The sequence below is a fragment of the Aquimarina sp. AD10 genome (assembly GCF_003443715.1).
GTDB classification, from domain to species: domain Bacteria; phylum Bacteroidota; class Bacteroidia; order Flavobacteriales; family Flavobacteriaceae; genus Aquimarina; species Aquimarina aggregata.
Window position 1 is genome coordinate 782,898 of sequence record NZ_CP031965.1, and the last position, 16,590, is coordinate 799,487.

Genomic DNA, 16,590 nt, shown 5'->3' on the forward strand with positions numbered 1-16,590 from the left:
AATCGTATGAAATAGACTTTTTATTACTCTTTTAATAGATAAACTATCAGTTGAGTGTGTAAAACCCGTAATTCATAATCATTCTAATTATTAACGATTAGGTAAACATTTAACCTTAAGTTAAGTTTAGGATAACGTAATCAAAATTATCAATTAACAATGTTTCTGAGTGTGAAAGATACTTTTACGAAAAAGTAATAACACATTAAATTTCAGAAAATGAAAATTTCACACAAAACGATTTTTAAAATATTTATGGTATCCATGATTGGGGTATTTTTTATGGCTTGTGACCCAGAAGATGGTAGAGATGGAGTAGATGGTAGAGATGGGGTTGATGGAGTAGATGGAGTAGATGGAGAAGATTTCGAACCTGAACCAACAATGTTTGCTGATAAATCGGCAACAAAACCATTAGTAGCATTAGCGCCTCAGTTTAATTTTGTAGAAGCATATTCATTAATAAGTACACCGGATGTAATTGATGGTAGTTTTCAATTAGCTGGTTCTGCAGATGGAGCTGGTTTTTTGAAAAATGAAAATGGTGGTTATGTATATGTAGTAAACTGTGAGGATAGTTATGCAGTTGCAAGAATTAATCTAGATGAAAATTTAATTCCAACATCAGGAGATTATTTATTAAACTCTGGAGTATCTGATTTTGCAAGACAATGTTCTGGAACGATGTGGGAAAAAGATATTCATGGGGGAACTAAAGATATATTTTTATCAGCTTCAGAAAGTATTAATTATGATGTAAAAGGAATTGACCCATTTATTGTAACTCCTACACCAACAGCAGATTTCGGATTAGATGCTCTTGGAGAATTTTCATGGGAAAATGCAGTTCCTCTTCCGCAAAACTCATATGCAGGAAAAACAGTTATTATAGGCGGAGATGATGATTCAAGTGGATCAGAAGGGCAAGTTACTTTGTATTATTCTGAAAACGGAGATGCAGACTTAGACAACGGAAAAATATATGTATTAAGATTGAAACAATTTTCTGATGGAGCCGGTGGAGTGCAAAACGTAGCTGCAAATACTATATATAATGAAGGACAACTTGACTTTGGTAGTACCTATGATGTTGAATTTGTAGAGATTCCTAATGGAAAAGATTTAACAAAAGATGAGATGGAAACTGCTTGTACAGGTGTTTTTGCATCTCAGTTTATGAGAGTAGAAGATGTAGACTACCAAAAAGGGAGTGACGCAAATGGTAGAAATGTATTTTTTGCTGTAACTGGTAGAGGTCCAGGTAGAGGAACTTATAATGACTGGGGTACTGTTTACAAATTAGAATTAGACGCAGCTTCTCCATTAACAGGTAAGCTTACTCAAATCATCAGTGGAAATACTGATACTAATAACATGGATGGTAATTTGGCAGCATTGCAAAGCCCGGATAACATTTGTGTTACAGAGAATTTTATATATGTTCAAGAAGACCCAAACTCTTTTGATAGAGGTCATGCAGCTCAGATTTATCAAACAGATATTAATGGTAATAACCCAAGTACTGTATTAGAATTAGTCGTACGTCAGGATTTAGATCCTAATAATAGTACTGGATTTAGCGGAGAATTTGGATCATTAATAGATGTTTCTGATAAAGTTGGTGTTCCAGGAACTTTCTTATTGGCAGTACAACCTCACTATTGGGAAAGTCCAGATTTTATGAATTTAGATGGTCATACTAATAGTGCAAGAGAAGATGATCAAGCGTCTCAAATTGTAATTTTAAAGGGGCTTCCTAGATAATTTTTTTTGAATTAGTCATACTTCAAAAGATCTCCATTTTTTTAAATGGAGATTCTTTTATTTATAAAAATGTAGTACCAAAATGTTTAAAATATCAAAACTAATATTAGTTATAGGTAGTTTTTGTATATGTATGTTTTCTTGTAAAAAAGAAGAAAAATATATTGAAAAAACGAGTCTGGATTGGAAGTCAACACAGGATTTTTATTTGCAAAATATCACAAAATCAATAACACATTTAGATGAACTTTTAAGTCATGGCGTAGATGGAGATCAAGCAAAAGAAATCTTTATTCAAGCAAGGATAGCATTTAAAAAAGCAGAACCCTATGCATCTTATCTTAATCCTGCTGTTGGACATAGAGCCAATGGTCCTGCATTACCCGTATATAAAGAAGATAATGGAAAAATTTTAAAACCTGTTGGTTTTCAAAAAATAGAAGAGAGTATCTACGAAGGAGAGGTTAGTAAGGAAGAATTTGAAAGAGAAGTAACTATTACTAAAGGTTTATTAATAAACCTTCAAAAAGGGATTAAAAAAAGAGAATTAAACCCACAACGTTTTTTTGTAGCAACTCATCAACAATTATTTAGGATTATTAGTCTAGGTATATCCGGTTTTGATACCCCTGTTAGTCATTTAGGAATTAATGAAACGATAGTTTCACTTGAGAGTCTTGAGCATGTATATCAAGAAAGTATTGCCTTTTTAATTAAAAAGAAAAACCCAGATTTAGATCAAAAGTTTAAAACTAGTATAGCATCAGCAATACAATTTATTCAAAGAAATACAGATTTTGAAAGTTTTGACAGATATACCTTTATTAGGGATTATATGAATCCTGTAACGCGTAATTGGGTTTCTATAAGAAAAGAAAGCGAACTATGGGAAGGAGTAAATACATTTCCTTTTAATTTTGATGCTCCAACATTTTTTGAAACAGATTCTTTTAATGTTACTTATTTTACACCTGCAACAAATCGCAACCCTTCCGAAAAAAGAATTGAACTTGGTAAAAAGTTATTCTTTGATAAAAATCTTTCTAAAAAAGGTGAGATGGCTTGTGCTACTTGTCATATTCCCGAAAAAGCATATGCAGACGGACTAGTAGTAAATCTAGATAATAGTGGAAATAAATTAGTTAGAAATACGCCGACCTTAATAAATACAGTATTTCAAAAAAGTTTCTTTTGGGACGGCAGATCTCCAACCATATTAGATCAGATTTCATCTGTATTTACTAATGATAAAGAGTTTGATGCTGGTGTACATCAATTTTCTGATGCAATTTTACAAGACACCACTTATGTTCGATTGTTTAAAGATGCTTATGGCACGATATCCAATAGAAATACAGATGTGATAAAAGCAATTTCTTCGTATATATCAACATTAAATGGTTTTAACTCTAAGTTTGATAAAAACATGCGAGGAGAAGAAAATACGTTTACAGCAGAAGAAAAACAAGGCTTTAATTTATTTATGGGTAAAGCACTGTGTGCTACTTGTCATTTTGTACCCTTAACTAATGGAACTGTTCCTCCTTTTTTTACAGAAACTGAAAAAGAAGTTATTGGAGTGCCTAATAAAGCTGATAATAAAGAATTAGATGATGATCTAGGATTTTATTGGAAATTTAAAGAAGAACTGCACAGAGGAATGTTTAAGACCCCAACCGTGCGAAATGCAGCACTAACAGCGCCTTATATGCATAATGGAGTATATACCACTTTAGAACAGGTTATGGAATTTTATAATCTTGGAGGTGGTGGTGGAATGGGATTTGATCTAGAACATCAAACATTACCTTTTGATGAGTTAAAACTTACAGATCAAGAATTAAACGCTTTAGTAGCCTATGTAAAGACACTTTCTGATGGTATCTCAGAAACATATTAGTTTGAAGAAAGGTTAATGTCTAAAACTTTTCAAAAACACCTAATCCAAATAAAGCATAATCATACTTTACAGGGTCTATTGGGTCTAATTTTCTGAGATTTTTGTCTAATTCTGCTAGAGCTTTTCCATCGTTTTGTTTTCGTTTAAGTAAACCCAGTTTACGGGCGACATTACCAGAATGTACATCAAGCGGGCAAGATAATTGAGCAGGTGTTAGGGTTTTCCAAATACCTAAATCTACACCTGCACTTGCATCTCGAATCATCCATCTTAGAAACATATTAATACGTTTTGCCGCAGAATTTTTATGTGGATCGCTAACATGTTTTTCTGTTCGTACTTGATGGGGTAGAGAGAAAAACTCTTGTTTAAAACAATGAATAGCGTTCTGAAGATCTTTTTCTGTATTAAATTGATTAAAAAAGGACTCCATATCACCATATTTGGTATACAACTCTTTTAATCCTACAATGAAATAAGACAAATCAATACTGTTAAAAGTTCTATGTACAAAACCTTCTAGGTTTTCAAGGTCTGTTTCTTTATGATTCATGATATAGTCATAAGGACTGTTACCGAGCAGTTTAATGAGTTTATGAGCATTAGTTAATATACTTTTTCGATTGCCCCAAGAAATGGTAGCAGTTAAAAAACCAGAAATTTCGATATCTTCTTTTATTGAAAATAAATGCGGAATCTGAACAGGATCAGATTCTATAAATTTGGGTTGCTCATAAAAAGCAGCTTTTTCATCTAGAAATTCTTTAAGTTCTTTGCGATTAAGTTTCTTCACTCTAAATTAGTTAATTATCTTTCCATCAACCATCTCAAGCTTTCTATCGGCCATGTCTGCTAACTCTTTATTGTGAGTTACAATCACAAATGTCTGTCCAAACTCATCTCTTAATCTAAAAAATAATTGATGTAAATTTTCTGCAGCTTCACTATCTAAATTTCCAGAAGGTTCGTCAGCAAATATTACTTTTGGGTTATTTATTAAAGCGCGAGCAACCGCTACACGTTGTTGTTCACCACCAGATAGCTCACTTGGTTTATGATCGTATCTATGGGATAGTCCTAAGAAATTTAAAAGCTCTTTTGCCCGTTGTTCTGCCTTAATCTTAGGTGTTTTTTTTATAAAAGCTGGTATACAAACATTTTCTAAGGCCGTAAATTCAGGTAACAATTGGTGAAACTGAAAGATAAAACCAAGTCGTTCATTTCTAAACTTCGAAAGTTGTTTTTCAGATAATGAGTTTATATTAGAATCATTAATTTGTAAGTCACTTTCTTTAGCTTCATTGGCACGATCTAACGTTCCTAAAATCTGTAGCAACGTAGTTTTTCCTGCACCAGAGGCACCTACAATAGATACGATTTCTCCCTGCTTGATATGAAGATCAACACCCTTTAAGACATGAAGTTCTCCATAATTTTTATGAATATTACTAGCTTTAATCATTTTGTTCTTGAACTTAAAGAAGTGAAAGTAATCAATCTCTATAGAATCCCCAAGTCTTATCCCTTTGAAGAACGTTTTAAGTTATTCACATCCAGAAAATATACGATTCTAAGAGATAATGTATGTCGTATAGACTGGTTAAACAGATTGTCAAGACTTTCAGTGTAATTTAACGTTGATTGTTCATCATCGTTAAAAATCTGATTACGATAGAGTAGGGTGGCCTCACTTCCTGGAGCAAATCTCCAGTTAAAACTTAAATCAAGATTCCAAATATTAAAATTGGTATTTGGATTATCTTCTGAGATATCATAATCTATTTGCGACCTTGTTCCATCAGTATTTAGTCTATAGAATATATTATCGGCATAATCGGCAGTACTCCAAAAGTTTCTGAAACGTAAATTAATGGCCTTATAAGAATCAAAATTATAACTAGCACTTAGAGAGTTTTCAAGAGATACAATATCTCGTTGTCCAAGAAATACATCTGTGCCATCATCATCGATATACCCAAAATTATTTGGTCTATTAAAGTATTCTGATCGCCATATTAATAATAAATTATCAGAAAATCGATATCTAGGTGAAACTTCAACTCTGTATATTTTTTGTCCATCATTAAACCACTGTCTTGTTCCGATACTAATATCATAAGCAAACTTTTTTCTAAAATCAGAAGATACGAATGCTCTACCACCGGCACTAGAATTAAAAGTAACAAATCGTCCTTCTAATCTAGGTTCAAAATAATCTTGAGTTTTGGAATTTAAAGACCCTCTAACACCGAATGCAAATCTTTCTCTAGTAACAAAAAATGAATCGAAACCGACCAGATTTCTAGTTTGAATACTAGGGTCAAACAATCGTTCGTGTCTTGCAAAAACATTAATTCTAAAACGATTAAACTTCCCTGTAGGTTCAAAAATTTGATATGAGGCATTCACTCTAAAATTATTGAAATTATTTCTAAAGTTAACACCAAGGTCATTTATATCATATGTTTTGTCTGCCAGATCGTGTCCAAAACCATATCTAATTTTACCTTTTATACGATCAAAATCGAGTTCTGAAGCAAACCCACCTATATTTTCTTCAGGTAAGTTAATTTGACTTACAATAGTCCTTCCTGTTAAGCGATAAGAATTAGCTTTATTAGCAAGGTTCCAAACCAATCCAGATACATTAGAATCACGAAATTCACTTCCTTTTCTGATAACACTTGTATTTATAAGTGATATTGATGAATTCTTATTAAATTGTTGATCCAATACCAAAATGTTATAGTTAGCCAAAGGTTCTACGACAGCTTTACGAATATCCCCAGTAATTGTGTCGGTAATATTTACTTCAGTTCTTTCGGTTATCGCATTAAAAACCCCAATTCCTAGATTACCTTTAGTTCTTCCTGATATTTTGAGAGCATTTAATAAATTTACTTTTGCAGGATTATCTGCGGCTATTTCATTTGTATTTAAATCATCTTCTGATATTGATGTTGAAGGGCCACTACCAACTCTTCTAGAGAAAAAGATATCTCCTTTATTAAATAATTCTGTGCCCTCTGTAAAAAACTGTCGATTTTCTCCAAAAGTTTGTTCAAAAGGTCCAAGGTTAAGTCGTACTTCATCAAACGCTGCCTGACCAAAATCAGGAATAAGTGTTGCATCTAATGTAAAACTATCGCTAAGTCCATATTTAACATCCATACCTGCACTAAAATCAGTTTCCGTTTTTCCATCAAAGTTTGATACTAAACCTTGTACAAAAGGAAAAAATGTAAGCCTAACAGGGGGATCAATATTCTGCACTCCTTTTACTAATCCATTATATTGTGTTCGCTGTCCAACTTTGTTATCAATAAAGTTCCAACTATGTGTTTGATTACGATGCTGTAATCGTCTATAAAAGTTAATACTCCAATCCTGTACGTCAACTTCAGGAAAACGAAGGGCGTTATATGGAATTTTAAACTCTGCATACCAGCCTTTTTCATCAAAAGACACTCGGGCATTAAAAACTACATTATAACTAAAATCTTCATTAAATTGATCGGCTCTGGCATCACCAATTGTACCGGCACTCGTGATAAAAAAACGAGTTTCATTAATACCATCATTATAGGTGTTAATAGCAATACTAAAGAAATCTGCTTGCACAAATATATTATCCCTTTGACTAAATTGGCGTAATACTTTATCCGGTTCATTATCATGGAGATAGGCGGCAAAATAAATAGCTTTATCATCATAAACCATTTTTACCTCGGTTTGCAGTTCTTTAGAAATTTCTCCTTCATTACCTGGTTGCCACATGTTGAAGTCACCAGACGATTCTACAGATTGCCATACAGTATCATCTAATATCCCATCAATTTTTGGAGGAGTATCTATTCTTTTAGCATTAATATTCTTCTTTTCTTGTGCAAAAGAATATATTGTGAAAACCAGTGAAAATAAAATACTAGTTTTGAGGTGTAATTTTATATTCATGAAGCTGTAATAAAAACCTTACTTTTTTAATCCGCTGCAAAACTATGGGTGTAGAGTTAGATGTGGTACTAATGAAAAGTTAAAAAGAACAAAAAGTGTTTAATATATATGTATTTTCGTTCAACAGAAAAATTGTTTTAACATTCTTATGGGAAAAATAAGTCAAGAAATAGCTGTTTTGGCTGGAGGTTGTTTTTGGTGTACTGAAGCAGTTTTTCAACGTGTTGAAGGAGTAGAAGAAGTTATTTCGGGTTATACAGGGGGGAATATTAAAAATCCAGCCTATAGAGAAATCACCACAGGTAGAACAGGTCATGCAGAGGCTATAAAACTTATATTTGATCCAGCTATTATTACTTTTAAAGAACTACTTGAAATTTTTTTTACCACACATGACCCGACTACATTAAATCAGCAAGGAGCAGATAAAGGCACACAATATCGTAGTGCTATTTTTTATACAAATGAAATTCAACAAACTACTGCAAACACAGTTATAGAAACCTTAAATAATCAAAATGTGTTTGATAGTCAAATTGTTACGCAAGTAACAGAATTAGGACCATTTTATACAGCCGAAGAGTATCATCAAAATTATTACAATCAAAATAGTAGTCAAGGTTATTGCCAATTTGTAATAAACCCAAAACTTAGTAAGTTACAGGAGAAATTTAAGACCAAACTAAAGAAAGAAATACAGAAATAAATACTATGCCATATAGAAACTTTGAAGAATACAATATAAAGGTTACCGATGATGTCAAAGACAAGTTTGAATCTATTATTGAAAACTTGGGTGAAGATACTACAAGAGAAGGAATCGTGAAAACACCAGAACGTGCCGCTAAAGCAATGCAATTTCTTACTCAGGGTTATCATCAGGATCCTGCAGAAATCCTAAGAAGTGCTATGTTTAAAGAAGGATACGATGACATGGTAATAGTTAAAGATATTGAGTTGTATTCATTATGTGAACACCATATGTTACCATTTTTTGGAAAAGCCCATATCGCTTATATACCTGATGGACATATTGTAGGGTTAAGTAAACTGCCAAGAGTTGTAGATGTGTTTGCTAGACGTCTTCAAGTACAAGAAAGATTAACACACGACATTTTAGAATGTATTAATAATACCCTAAAGCCAAAAGGGGTAGCTGTTGTGATTGAAGCTTCACATATGTGTATGATGATGAGAGGGGTTCAAAAACAGAATTCTGTTACTACAACTTCTGGTTTTAGAGGTCAGTTTGAGAAAATTGAAACTAGAACAGAATTTTTAAGATTGATTACATCGGATCTTACATAATTTTTTGGAATACTCTTTGCTTTATTTATTGTATATTAATCTTAATTGAATTTAACCAAAAATATGGCAGATAAGAAATACAAAAAATTAGCACTTAGCTTATTGTTTGATGGACTGGGTATGGTAACTTATGTAATCCCAGGCATCGGCGAGTTCGGAGATGTACTCTGGGCACCTTTATCAGGCTGGCTAATGACAAGAATGTATAAAGGTAATATCGGTAAAGCAGCTGGTGTTTTTACATTTGTAGAAGAGGCTTTACCAGGTTTTGATATCGTACCCACTTTTACTATAATGTGGTTGTATACCTATGTGTTAAAAAAGGAAAAAGCAGATAAAATAATTGATATCAATATTTCTTAATGCTACTGCTTTTTTTGTCAATACATAAAATTTTATAGGTTTAGAAAATAGACTTTAGTGTCGTTTCAAAAATTAAAATTACATTATACAAGAAATAAAGACTGCCATAAACGACAGTCTTTATGATCTATTTTTTTATTAGATTCTTTTCATTATTATTTTTCTGATGGCTCCAATTGCGTCTGTTATATATACAATTTTACCATCTGGAGTTGCTTCTATTCCATTTGGGTTTTTAAAGGTGGCTTGAGTTGCAGTTCCATTATTTTGACCTTCTTCACCAGTACCAATAGTATCAATGATATTTCCTTCTAAATCTAATCTAAACACTTTATGTTCCTGCCATCCAGTAATGTGTAAATGGTTATTCGCATATGACATATGACCAATAGAAGCAGGTGTTTTTGCAATTTCAGTTAAGGTATTATCAGTATCAACTAAAAATATCTTTCCGTCTTTAAAATTTGCAATATAAATATTGTCTCTATCTTTATCATAGGTCATGCCTACAGGTCCATTTAATAATGGACTGGAGATAAATTCTTCGACGGATCCTTCTTTGATTTTGAATATTTTTTGTACTGCAAAAAACGTATTGTAAATGTCTCCATTATTTGTAATTATAATACCACCTCCACCTACTAAAATTGGATTGTTAATTAAGATAGAATGATTGCCGGATGCATCAATTTTGTTAATGTTTGTACTTTGGAAATTAGTTACATACACTGCATTGTCATCACCTATAGTACAACCAACCGGAAAATTCATAGCATTAGATAGCTCGATGGCATTTCCATTTGTATCGATTTTATAAAGAGTTGATGTATTAAGACTACCTCCATTAACGTATAAATTTAAATCTTTGTCAATTGCAATATCTTCGGTTGCTTTAATAGTTCCAGATTTTAGTTTTAGTGTTGTGACTACTGTTTCGTTTTTAAGTTGAAAGCTTGTTTTACCAGTATGCAATATGGTATTCTGTTTATTGTCACGAATAAGTAGGTGAGGAGTATAGTTGATACCTTCTGTAATAGCAGTTCCTTCACTATCTAATAATATCTCGTCTATGTTTAAGTTTACTATTGCTTCGATTTTTATTTCATACAACGCTTCATCGGTTAGTTGCACGGCTTCTGTTTCTGTAATAGATTGATTCTCTTTTGTAAATAAAATATGAAGTGTTTCTATGTCAGATACCCCGTTCGAAACCTGAAACTGAAAACCAATATCCCTACTGTTATTATTATTTGCAATATCATTTACAGTGATTTCTGAGAATTTGATAGTATCTATATCCGTAGAAGGAATTGTTTCATCATCGTTTTTATTGCAGGCTATGAAAATAAAAATGATAAATATTGAAGTAATAATGATTTTAATATTCATTTTATAAAAGTTTAGGTTTTAAAGTAATGATCAACGTGCACGAAGATTTGTTTTGAAAATTCTAAACAAATAAAATAAAGAATTGATTGGGTTGCGGCTCAATTTTAGAAGTTGGTACCCTTTTTAAGAATTAAGTATACGTGTATCTTTTATACCCGTAATAATTACTTCTATTAAGTATAAAAAAATATGTGTTAATGAAGTTCTACCAAAAAAATAATAAGAAGGATTGCAGCGTTGACAGAAATAAAGATTAAAAATATTCTCCCAAAATTAAATTGACAGAATATTTTTAATCTTAAAGGTCATTTTTCAATTTTTGAAAAATGTACAAGTCCCATCTGGTTTGCAAGTACCTTGATAACAATATTGGATGGATCCGTTAGAATAAGCACAACATTTATCTGGTCCAGCACAAAATAATCCGTTTAATCCTGATGCTCCTTTAATGTTTTTTTTAGCATCTCTAGAAAGATGAACAATTCCTTTTAAGTTTAAGATTTCTTTCATTTTTTTATTTTATTTGTTAATACTTAACAAATGAAATAAAAGTTTAATTTAATTTAGACCCGATTTCAGAAGTTGACACTTGTTTTTGGGTCAAAAATTCACTTGGGGTTATAGATGTATGTTTTTTAAAAATTCGATTAAATGAAGTTTTACTATTAAAACCTACATCGTGAGCTATTGCTATAAGGGTTAAGTTTTTATATTCGGGTAAAACAACTCTTTTTTTAAATTCATTTACTCTATATTGATTTATAAAATCATAAAAATTTAAACCTAATTCTTTATTAATTTGATCTGATAAGGTATGAGAAGGGGCATTCATTAGACTTGCTAAATCATGAAGTTTTAGTTCAGGATTTAAATATGGTTTTTGATTAAGCATAAGGTCTAATAATTCATCAAGATGTACTTGTTTTTTTAGAAAATTTAAGCTTTGTTACCTTATTTTTCTGAAGTACAAATAATAACCTTTCTGGTTGTTGAATAGTTATAATAGCGATTACAATTAAGAATAGAGAATTTAATATGTGGATATATATTTCTAATTTATATATTTTGATATGATAGTTGTAATCAATGATAAAGAGAGCCATATGCGTAATTATACACAATCCAAAAATGTATGTAATAAGTTTAAAACGACGCAAGTAATTAATATTGGTATCAGATAAACTATTTTTTAGTGTTTTAATTTTCGTATTTATTAATCTAAATGCTATGAGTACATAAGCTAGCGTAATTGACTTTTTTAACAAAACGCTAATCAATATTGTAAAACTGAGGATGTAGTTTTCTTGGCTATAGATATATGGAATGGCTTCTATTTTTTGATATGCTGGCAGATTAATATAATCCCAATTTCCTGTAAAAAATAACAAATAAAAGAAAAACGAAAGATGAATGAAGTCATACCACTTCAAACCTCTATCCGGTGAAATTAAAAATAAGGTGTAGAAAAAAAATAATGGTCCAATAAGCCCATTAAAAGAAAAAAATAGAAGCGTGATATGTGCAAATTGATAATATAGTCCAGAAAAAACGATGAAATTCTGAAAAATAATAAGACTTTGTGCCAATAATAACGCAAATAAAAACAGATTGGCTTTTTTAGACCCTTTTCTTAAAAATAATAAGTTGATTGCAATTAGAAATCCTTGAAAGGTACCAATGCCAGTAGCTACAGATGCAAATACATCAGACTGTCCAATTTCCATCTTTTTTAAATTAATATATGACTGACAGGTACTAAGCTATAAAAAAGATAGATTTTTAAAGGAAATAAGACAGGATAAAAAATAAATATTATGAGATCATTAAAAATATGCCTACTTCAATAAACATACACTATTGATTAGCGGATTTAATCTTTAAGAAATCTAGCAAATCCCATTCTACTCAACATTTTCTTTTCAAAATTCCAGAAAAACTTAAATTGACCAAAGAGCCAACCAACAATGAGCAAAAGTACTTGGTAAATTGGAAAAATCAGCAATACTCTAACAGGCCAATATAACCAACCCGTTGTTGTAGATTTATTAAGACCTATAAAAGAAATTATGGGGTCAGAGATTCGTGCGGCTGTAGAACCTGTAATCGCGAATACCATAAAAATAGCAATTAACTCCCAGCGATATGTAACGACCCATCTAGTTTCTAGTATTTTAAAAAGTTTTAGGGTGATAACTAATAATAAGGAAGCAAAAAATATGGTTAACGCAATAATAGAAATACTGTATATGGTATCAGTTTGAAGATATCCAAATGATTTTAATATAGACTTGCCAATCAAGTAACCTGAAAATAGCAAACTAGTTAACCCAAGAAACGGAAAAAGTAGCTGCCAACCTGATTGTATTTCCCAGCGATCTTTAAATTTTTGCATGCAGCAAAAATACAATTAAAAAATAGTCAAATCAAAATCGACCGCCCCTAGTTGCAATAAATCTTTGTCTATATCGCTGTTCAAAAAAGCGAAAGTAATTAAAGAGTAAATAATTTACTTCATAGCCGTAACTTATGTTTTGTTCGTAATTTATTTGCTGCATATATACGTTTGGATTAAACCTTTGTGGTTGTAAAACACGTTGATTAAATTCAATTACATATTGACGGTTTCTAATTTCTAAAAATCGCTCTCCATAAAAACCTCTAGGAGGTTGAGTGACTAACCATTGAGTGAAACCGGGTTCAATAATAAGAATTTCGTACTCTAGGCTATCATTGGCAATTCGTAAGGTATCTGAAGTAGTATCAATTGAAGCCGTATCCATATCTTTTGTCTTTGTTGTGGCACAACCAGCAATAAATAAAGCAATTATACATGCGTAAATAAGGTATTTCATTATTCCAATTTATTTCAAAATACAAAAAAGCCGAAGAATTACCCTCGGCTTTAACCATTATTTAGGATTGTATTATTTTCCAAAAAGTCCTCCTAGTAGACCTCCAAGTCCTCCTTTTTTCTGTCCACTACCACTTAATAGCATTCCAGCAACATCATCAAGTACGCTACCATCTCCGTCAGCATCAAGAAAAGACTCTATAAGGGATTGTTGTTTAGATCCTTGTCCACCACCGGATAATGATCCAAGAATATTTGCCAGACCGTTAGAATCGCTTACATTATTTTGGGATGCTTGTTTTCCTAGAACTCCCATAAGAATAGGGGCCGCAACCTTAAGAATTTGACCTACAGAACCTGCATCCATTCCAGCTTTTTGACTTAAAGCATTTTCTACTGCTGGTTGTTTACCACCTAGAATATGCCCAAGAATTCCTGCACCATCATCGGTTACACTTTGATCTACGCCTCCTTCAAATAAGCCACCAAGATTATCTAATATTCCTCCTGAGTGTTTACCTGAGATTGCATTTAATAATCCAGAAGCTCCCTCTGGTGTTGAAGCATTACGTTGCATAGCTCCCATTAGAACAGGCATGGCCATACTTAATAAATTTCCTGTTTTATCGGCTGATTGTCCAGTTTGTGAACTTACACCGCTAATAATCTGCTTACCCATTGGGCTATTTAAAAGATCTAAAATTCCAGACATGTTAGTTGTTTTTAATTAGTACATCTAAATTTACACTTTTATAACTATGATCGAAAGAAAGGAATGGTATTATTTCATAAAATCAAGATGAAATACTTATTTTGCTGTTAAAATACACAAAGGCACTATTTTCAACAGAAAATAGTGCCTTAAAAGGTAATTTTGATTTTTATATTTTATAATTACTGTAAAATAGTAATTATTTGATCTGCTAGTTCTTGACCAATACGATCTTGGGCTTCTCCCGTTGCCGCACCAATATGTGGGGTTAATGATACTTTAGTATTCATTAACACTTTAATTGCCGGACTAGGTTCATTTTCAAATACATCAAGTCCTGCAAAACTTAATTTCTCTTTTTCTAAGGCATCTACAAGTGCTACTTCATCAACTACACCGCCTCGAGCAGCGTTTATAATCCCAGCACCATCTTTCATTTGTTCTATTTCAGGTTTTCCAATTACATATTCCTTTTGCGCAGGAACATGAAGTGTAAAGAAATCTGCTTTTTTAAGAACTTCTTCTTTAGAAACTGTTTTAATTTTGAAAGTAAGTGATTGTCCGTCAAAAAATTCAACAGGAATCTCAACTTCTTCGATATATGGATCGTATGCGATTACATTCATTCCAACACCGATTGCAATTTTTGCTGTTGCCTGCCCAATTCTACCAATACCAATAACACCAAGAGTTTTACCTCTTAATTCTGTACCGCCAGCATATGCCTTCTTTAAGTTTTTAAATTTACTATCTCCTTCTAGCGGCATGTTACGATTAGCGTCATGTAAAAAACGAACACTACCATACAAGTGAGCGAAAACTAATTCGGCTACAGATCCCGAAGAAGCTGCCGGTGTATTGATAACATGTAATCCTTTTTCTCTAGCATAGGCAACATCAATATTATCCATACCTACACCACCACGACCAATAATCTTTAAAGAAGGGCAATTATCAATAATATCTGTTCTTACTTTAGTGGCACTACGTACCAGTAAAACAGAAATTTCATTTTCATTGATATAGTTTACTAACTGATCTTGAGCTACAGTTGTAGTTAAAACTTCAAAACCTTTATTTTCTAATGCGTCAATACCACTTTGAGATACTCCGTCGTTTGCTAATACTTTCATTAGTTTTTATTTTAAATCAATTCTGCAACAAAGCAGAGTTTTATATATTATTACGCTTTTCTTTCTAAATCTCCCATGATATCTACAAGAGCGGCAACGCTTTCCATTGTCATGGCGTTATACATACTTGCTCTATATCCACCAACACTACGATGCCCATTAACACCATTTATACCAGTTTCTTTACACATTGTATCAAATGTTTCTTTTAGATCTTCGTTTACTAGTGTAAAAGTAGCATTCATATTAGAACGATCTTCTGTAGCTGCGAATCCTTTAAATAAAGGGTTTAAATCTATCTCAGAATAAATAAGTTTTGCTTTCTTTTCGTTCAATTCTTCAATAGCCGCAACACCACCTAGTTTTTTAAGCCATCTAAGTGTGAGCATAGATGTATATACTGCAAAAACAGGAGGGGTGTTAAACATACTTGCTTTTCCTAAATGTACTTTATAATCAAGCATAGAAGGAATTTGTCTTTCAACCTTGCCAAGTATATCTTCTTTGATAACCACTAAGGTAGTTCCTGCCGGACCCATATTTTTCTGAGCACCTGCATAGATTAAACTAAATTTTGAAAAATCCAATTGTCGTGAAAAGATATCACTACTCATATCACATACCAGAGGAGCATTAGACGAAGGAAATTCTTTGATCTGTGTTCCAAAAATTGTATTGTTACTTGTACAATGTAAGTAATCCAAATCTGTTGGAATTTCGTATCCTTTTGGTATGTAATTAAAATTAGAATCTTTAGAAGAAGCTATTTCTGCAACTTCTCCAAAGAGTTTTGCCTCTTTAATTGCTTTGTCACTCCAGCTACCAGTATTTATATACCCTGCTTTAGTTTGCAATAAGTTGTAAGCAGCCATCAAAAATTGTGTGCTCGCACCTCCTTGTAAAAATAATGCCTTGTATCCCTTACCCTCAAGGCCCAATAACTCTAAAGCCAGACTTCGGGCTTCTTCCATGATATCAACAAAATCCTTACTACGATGTGAAATTTCAATAATGGAAAGACCGGAGTCATTATAATTTAATACAGCTTGTGAAGCTTCTTTAAATACTTCTTGTGGTAAAATACAGGGTCCAGCGCTAAAATTGTGCTTTTTCATCAGTAGTTTTTATGATTATTTAATATTCCAGTTATATAATTTTTTGACCCATTAAAGTGAGTTAAAAAAACATCACAAAGGTGCTAATAATCTTATACAAT

General features: G+C 32.1%; 17 protein-coding genes. 5 read left to right on the top strand and 12 right to left on the bottom strand.

Annotated elements, in window-relative coordinates:
• The first annotated feature begins 219 nt into the window (after window positions 1–219).
• Entirely contained in the window at window positions 220–1,764 is a 1,545-nt protein-coding gene (locus tag D1816_RS03240) for a PhoX family protein (RefSeq protein ID WP_233565321.1), read from the top strand.
• A gap of 82 nt (window positions 1,765–1,846) precedes the next feature.
• Window positions 1,847–3,664, top strand: a complete 1,818-nt coding sequence (locus D1816_RS03245) for a cytochrome c peroxidase (protein WP_118501163.1) — start codon at window positions 1,847–1,849, stop codon at window positions 3,662–3,664.
• A 19-nt stretch (window positions 3,665–3,683) separates the two neighbouring features.
• Here D1816_RS03245 and D1816_RS03250 read toward each other — a convergent pair whose 3' ends face one another.
• The 3 genes from D1816_RS03250 to D1816_RS03260 are packed head-to-tail and all read right to left on the bottom strand — an operon-like array spanning window position 3,684 to window position 7,618.
• The gene (locus tag D1816_RS03250) at window positions 3,684–4,457 is read right to left on the bottom strand and encodes a TIGR02757 family protein (protein WP_066310623.1); all 774 of its coding nucleotides are present in this window, start codon (window positions 4,455–4,457) and stop codon (window positions 3,684–3,686) included.
• A 6-nt stretch (window positions 4,458–4,463) separates the two neighbouring features.
• Window positions 4,464–5,126 carry an ABC transporter ATP-binding protein gene (locus D1816_RS03255; RefSeq protein ID WP_066310620.1) on the bottom strand — a complete coding sequence of 221 codons (663 nt, stop codon included), beginning with the start codon at window positions 5,124–5,126 and terminating at the stop codon, window positions 4,464–4,466.
• Window positions 5,127–5,182: 56 nt separating this feature from the next.
• Complete coding sequence (locus D1816_RS03260) at window positions 5,183–7,618, bottom strand: DUF5916 domain-containing protein (RefSeq protein WP_118501164.1); 2,436 nt, start codon at window positions 7,616–7,618, stop codon at window positions 5,183–5,185.
• 148 nt (window positions 7,619–7,766) lie between these two features.
• Between D1816_RS03260 and msrA the strand changes: the two genes are divergently transcribed.
• The 3 genes from msrA (at window position 7,767) to D1816_RS03275 (ending at window position 9,289) form a co-directional block, all read left to right on the top strand.
• A complete protein-coding gene (gene msrA / locus D1816_RS03265) occupies window positions 7,767–8,324 on the top strand; it encodes a peptide-methionine (S)-S-oxide reductase MsrA (protein WP_118501165.1) in 558 nt (185 codons plus the stop codon).
• 5 nt (window positions 8,325–8,329) lie between these two features.
• Window positions 8,330–8,926 carry a GTP cyclohydrolase I FolE gene (gene folE, locus D1816_RS03270; RefSeq protein WP_066310612.1) on the top strand — a complete coding sequence of 199 codons (597 nt, stop codon included), beginning with the start codon at window positions 8,330–8,332 and terminating at the stop codon, window positions 8,924–8,926.
• 63 nt (window positions 8,927–8,989) lie between these two features.
• Window positions 8,990–9,289 carry a hypothetical protein gene (locus D1816_RS03275; RefSeq protein ID WP_118506202.1) on the top strand — a complete coding sequence of 100 codons (300 nt, stop codon included), beginning with the start codon at window positions 8,990–8,992 and terminating at the stop codon, window positions 9,287–9,289.
• Window positions 9,290–9,427: 138 nt separating this feature from the next.
• Here D1816_RS03275 and D1816_RS03280 read toward each other — a convergent pair whose 3' ends face one another.
• From D1816_RS03280 to serC, 9 genes are all read right to left on the bottom strand, one after another.
• Window positions 9,428–10,678, bottom strand: coding sequence for a hypothetical protein (locus D1816_RS03280; RefSeq protein WP_118501166.1), 1,251 nt, complete (start codon window positions 10,676–10,678; stop codon window positions 9,428–9,430).
• A gap of 312 nt (window positions 10,679–10,990) precedes the next feature.
• Window positions 10,991–11,188: a hypothetical protein gene (locus D1816_RS03285; protein WP_066310591.1), complete on the bottom strand. Its 198-nt coding sequence runs from the start codon at window positions 11,186–11,188 to the stop codon at window positions 10,991–10,993.
• Between the two features lie 43 nt (window positions 11,189–11,231).
• Window positions 11,232–11,570 carry an AraC family transcriptional regulator gene (locus D1816_RS03290; protein WP_118501167.1) on the bottom strand — a complete coding sequence of 113 codons (339 nt, stop codon included), beginning with the start codon at window positions 11,568–11,570 and terminating at the stop codon, window positions 11,232–11,234.
• 16 nt (window positions 11,571–11,586) lie between these two features.
• A complete protein-coding gene (locus D1816_RS03295; protein ID WP_118501168.1) occupies window positions 11,587–12,402 on the bottom strand; it encodes a hypothetical protein in 816 nt (271 codons plus the stop codon).
• Between the two features lie 146 nt (window positions 12,403–12,548).
• Entirely contained in the window at window positions 12,549–13,070 is a 522-nt protein-coding gene (locus tag D1816_RS03300; protein ID WP_118501169.1) for a DUF6787 family protein, read from the bottom strand.
• A 31-nt stretch (window positions 13,071–13,101) separates the two neighbouring features.
• Entirely contained in the window at window positions 13,102–13,530 is a 429-nt protein-coding gene (locus tag D1816_RS03305) for a DUF6146 family protein (RefSeq protein ID WP_118501170.1), read from the bottom strand.
• Between the two features lie 72 nt (window positions 13,531–13,602).
• Window positions 13,603–14,241 carry a DUF937 domain-containing protein gene (locus D1816_RS03310; RefSeq protein ID WP_066310575.1) on the bottom strand — a complete coding sequence of 213 codons (639 nt, stop codon included), beginning with the start codon at window positions 14,239–14,241 and terminating at the stop codon, window positions 13,603–13,605.
• Between the two features lie 182 nt (window positions 14,242–14,423).
• Window positions 14,424–15,374 carry a D-2-hydroxyacid dehydrogenase gene (locus D1816_RS03315; RefSeq protein ID WP_066310572.1) on the bottom strand — a complete coding sequence of 317 codons (951 nt, stop codon included), beginning with the start codon at window positions 15,372–15,374 and terminating at the stop codon, window positions 14,424–14,426.
• Window positions 15,375–15,424: 50 nt separating this feature from the next.
• Complete coding sequence (serC, locus tag D1816_RS03320; RefSeq protein WP_066310570.1) at window positions 15,425–16,489, bottom strand: 3-phosphoserine/phosphohydroxythreonine transaminase; 1,065 nt, start codon at window positions 16,487–16,489, stop codon at window positions 15,425–15,427.
• Window positions 16,490–16,590: the final 101 nt, after the last annotated feature.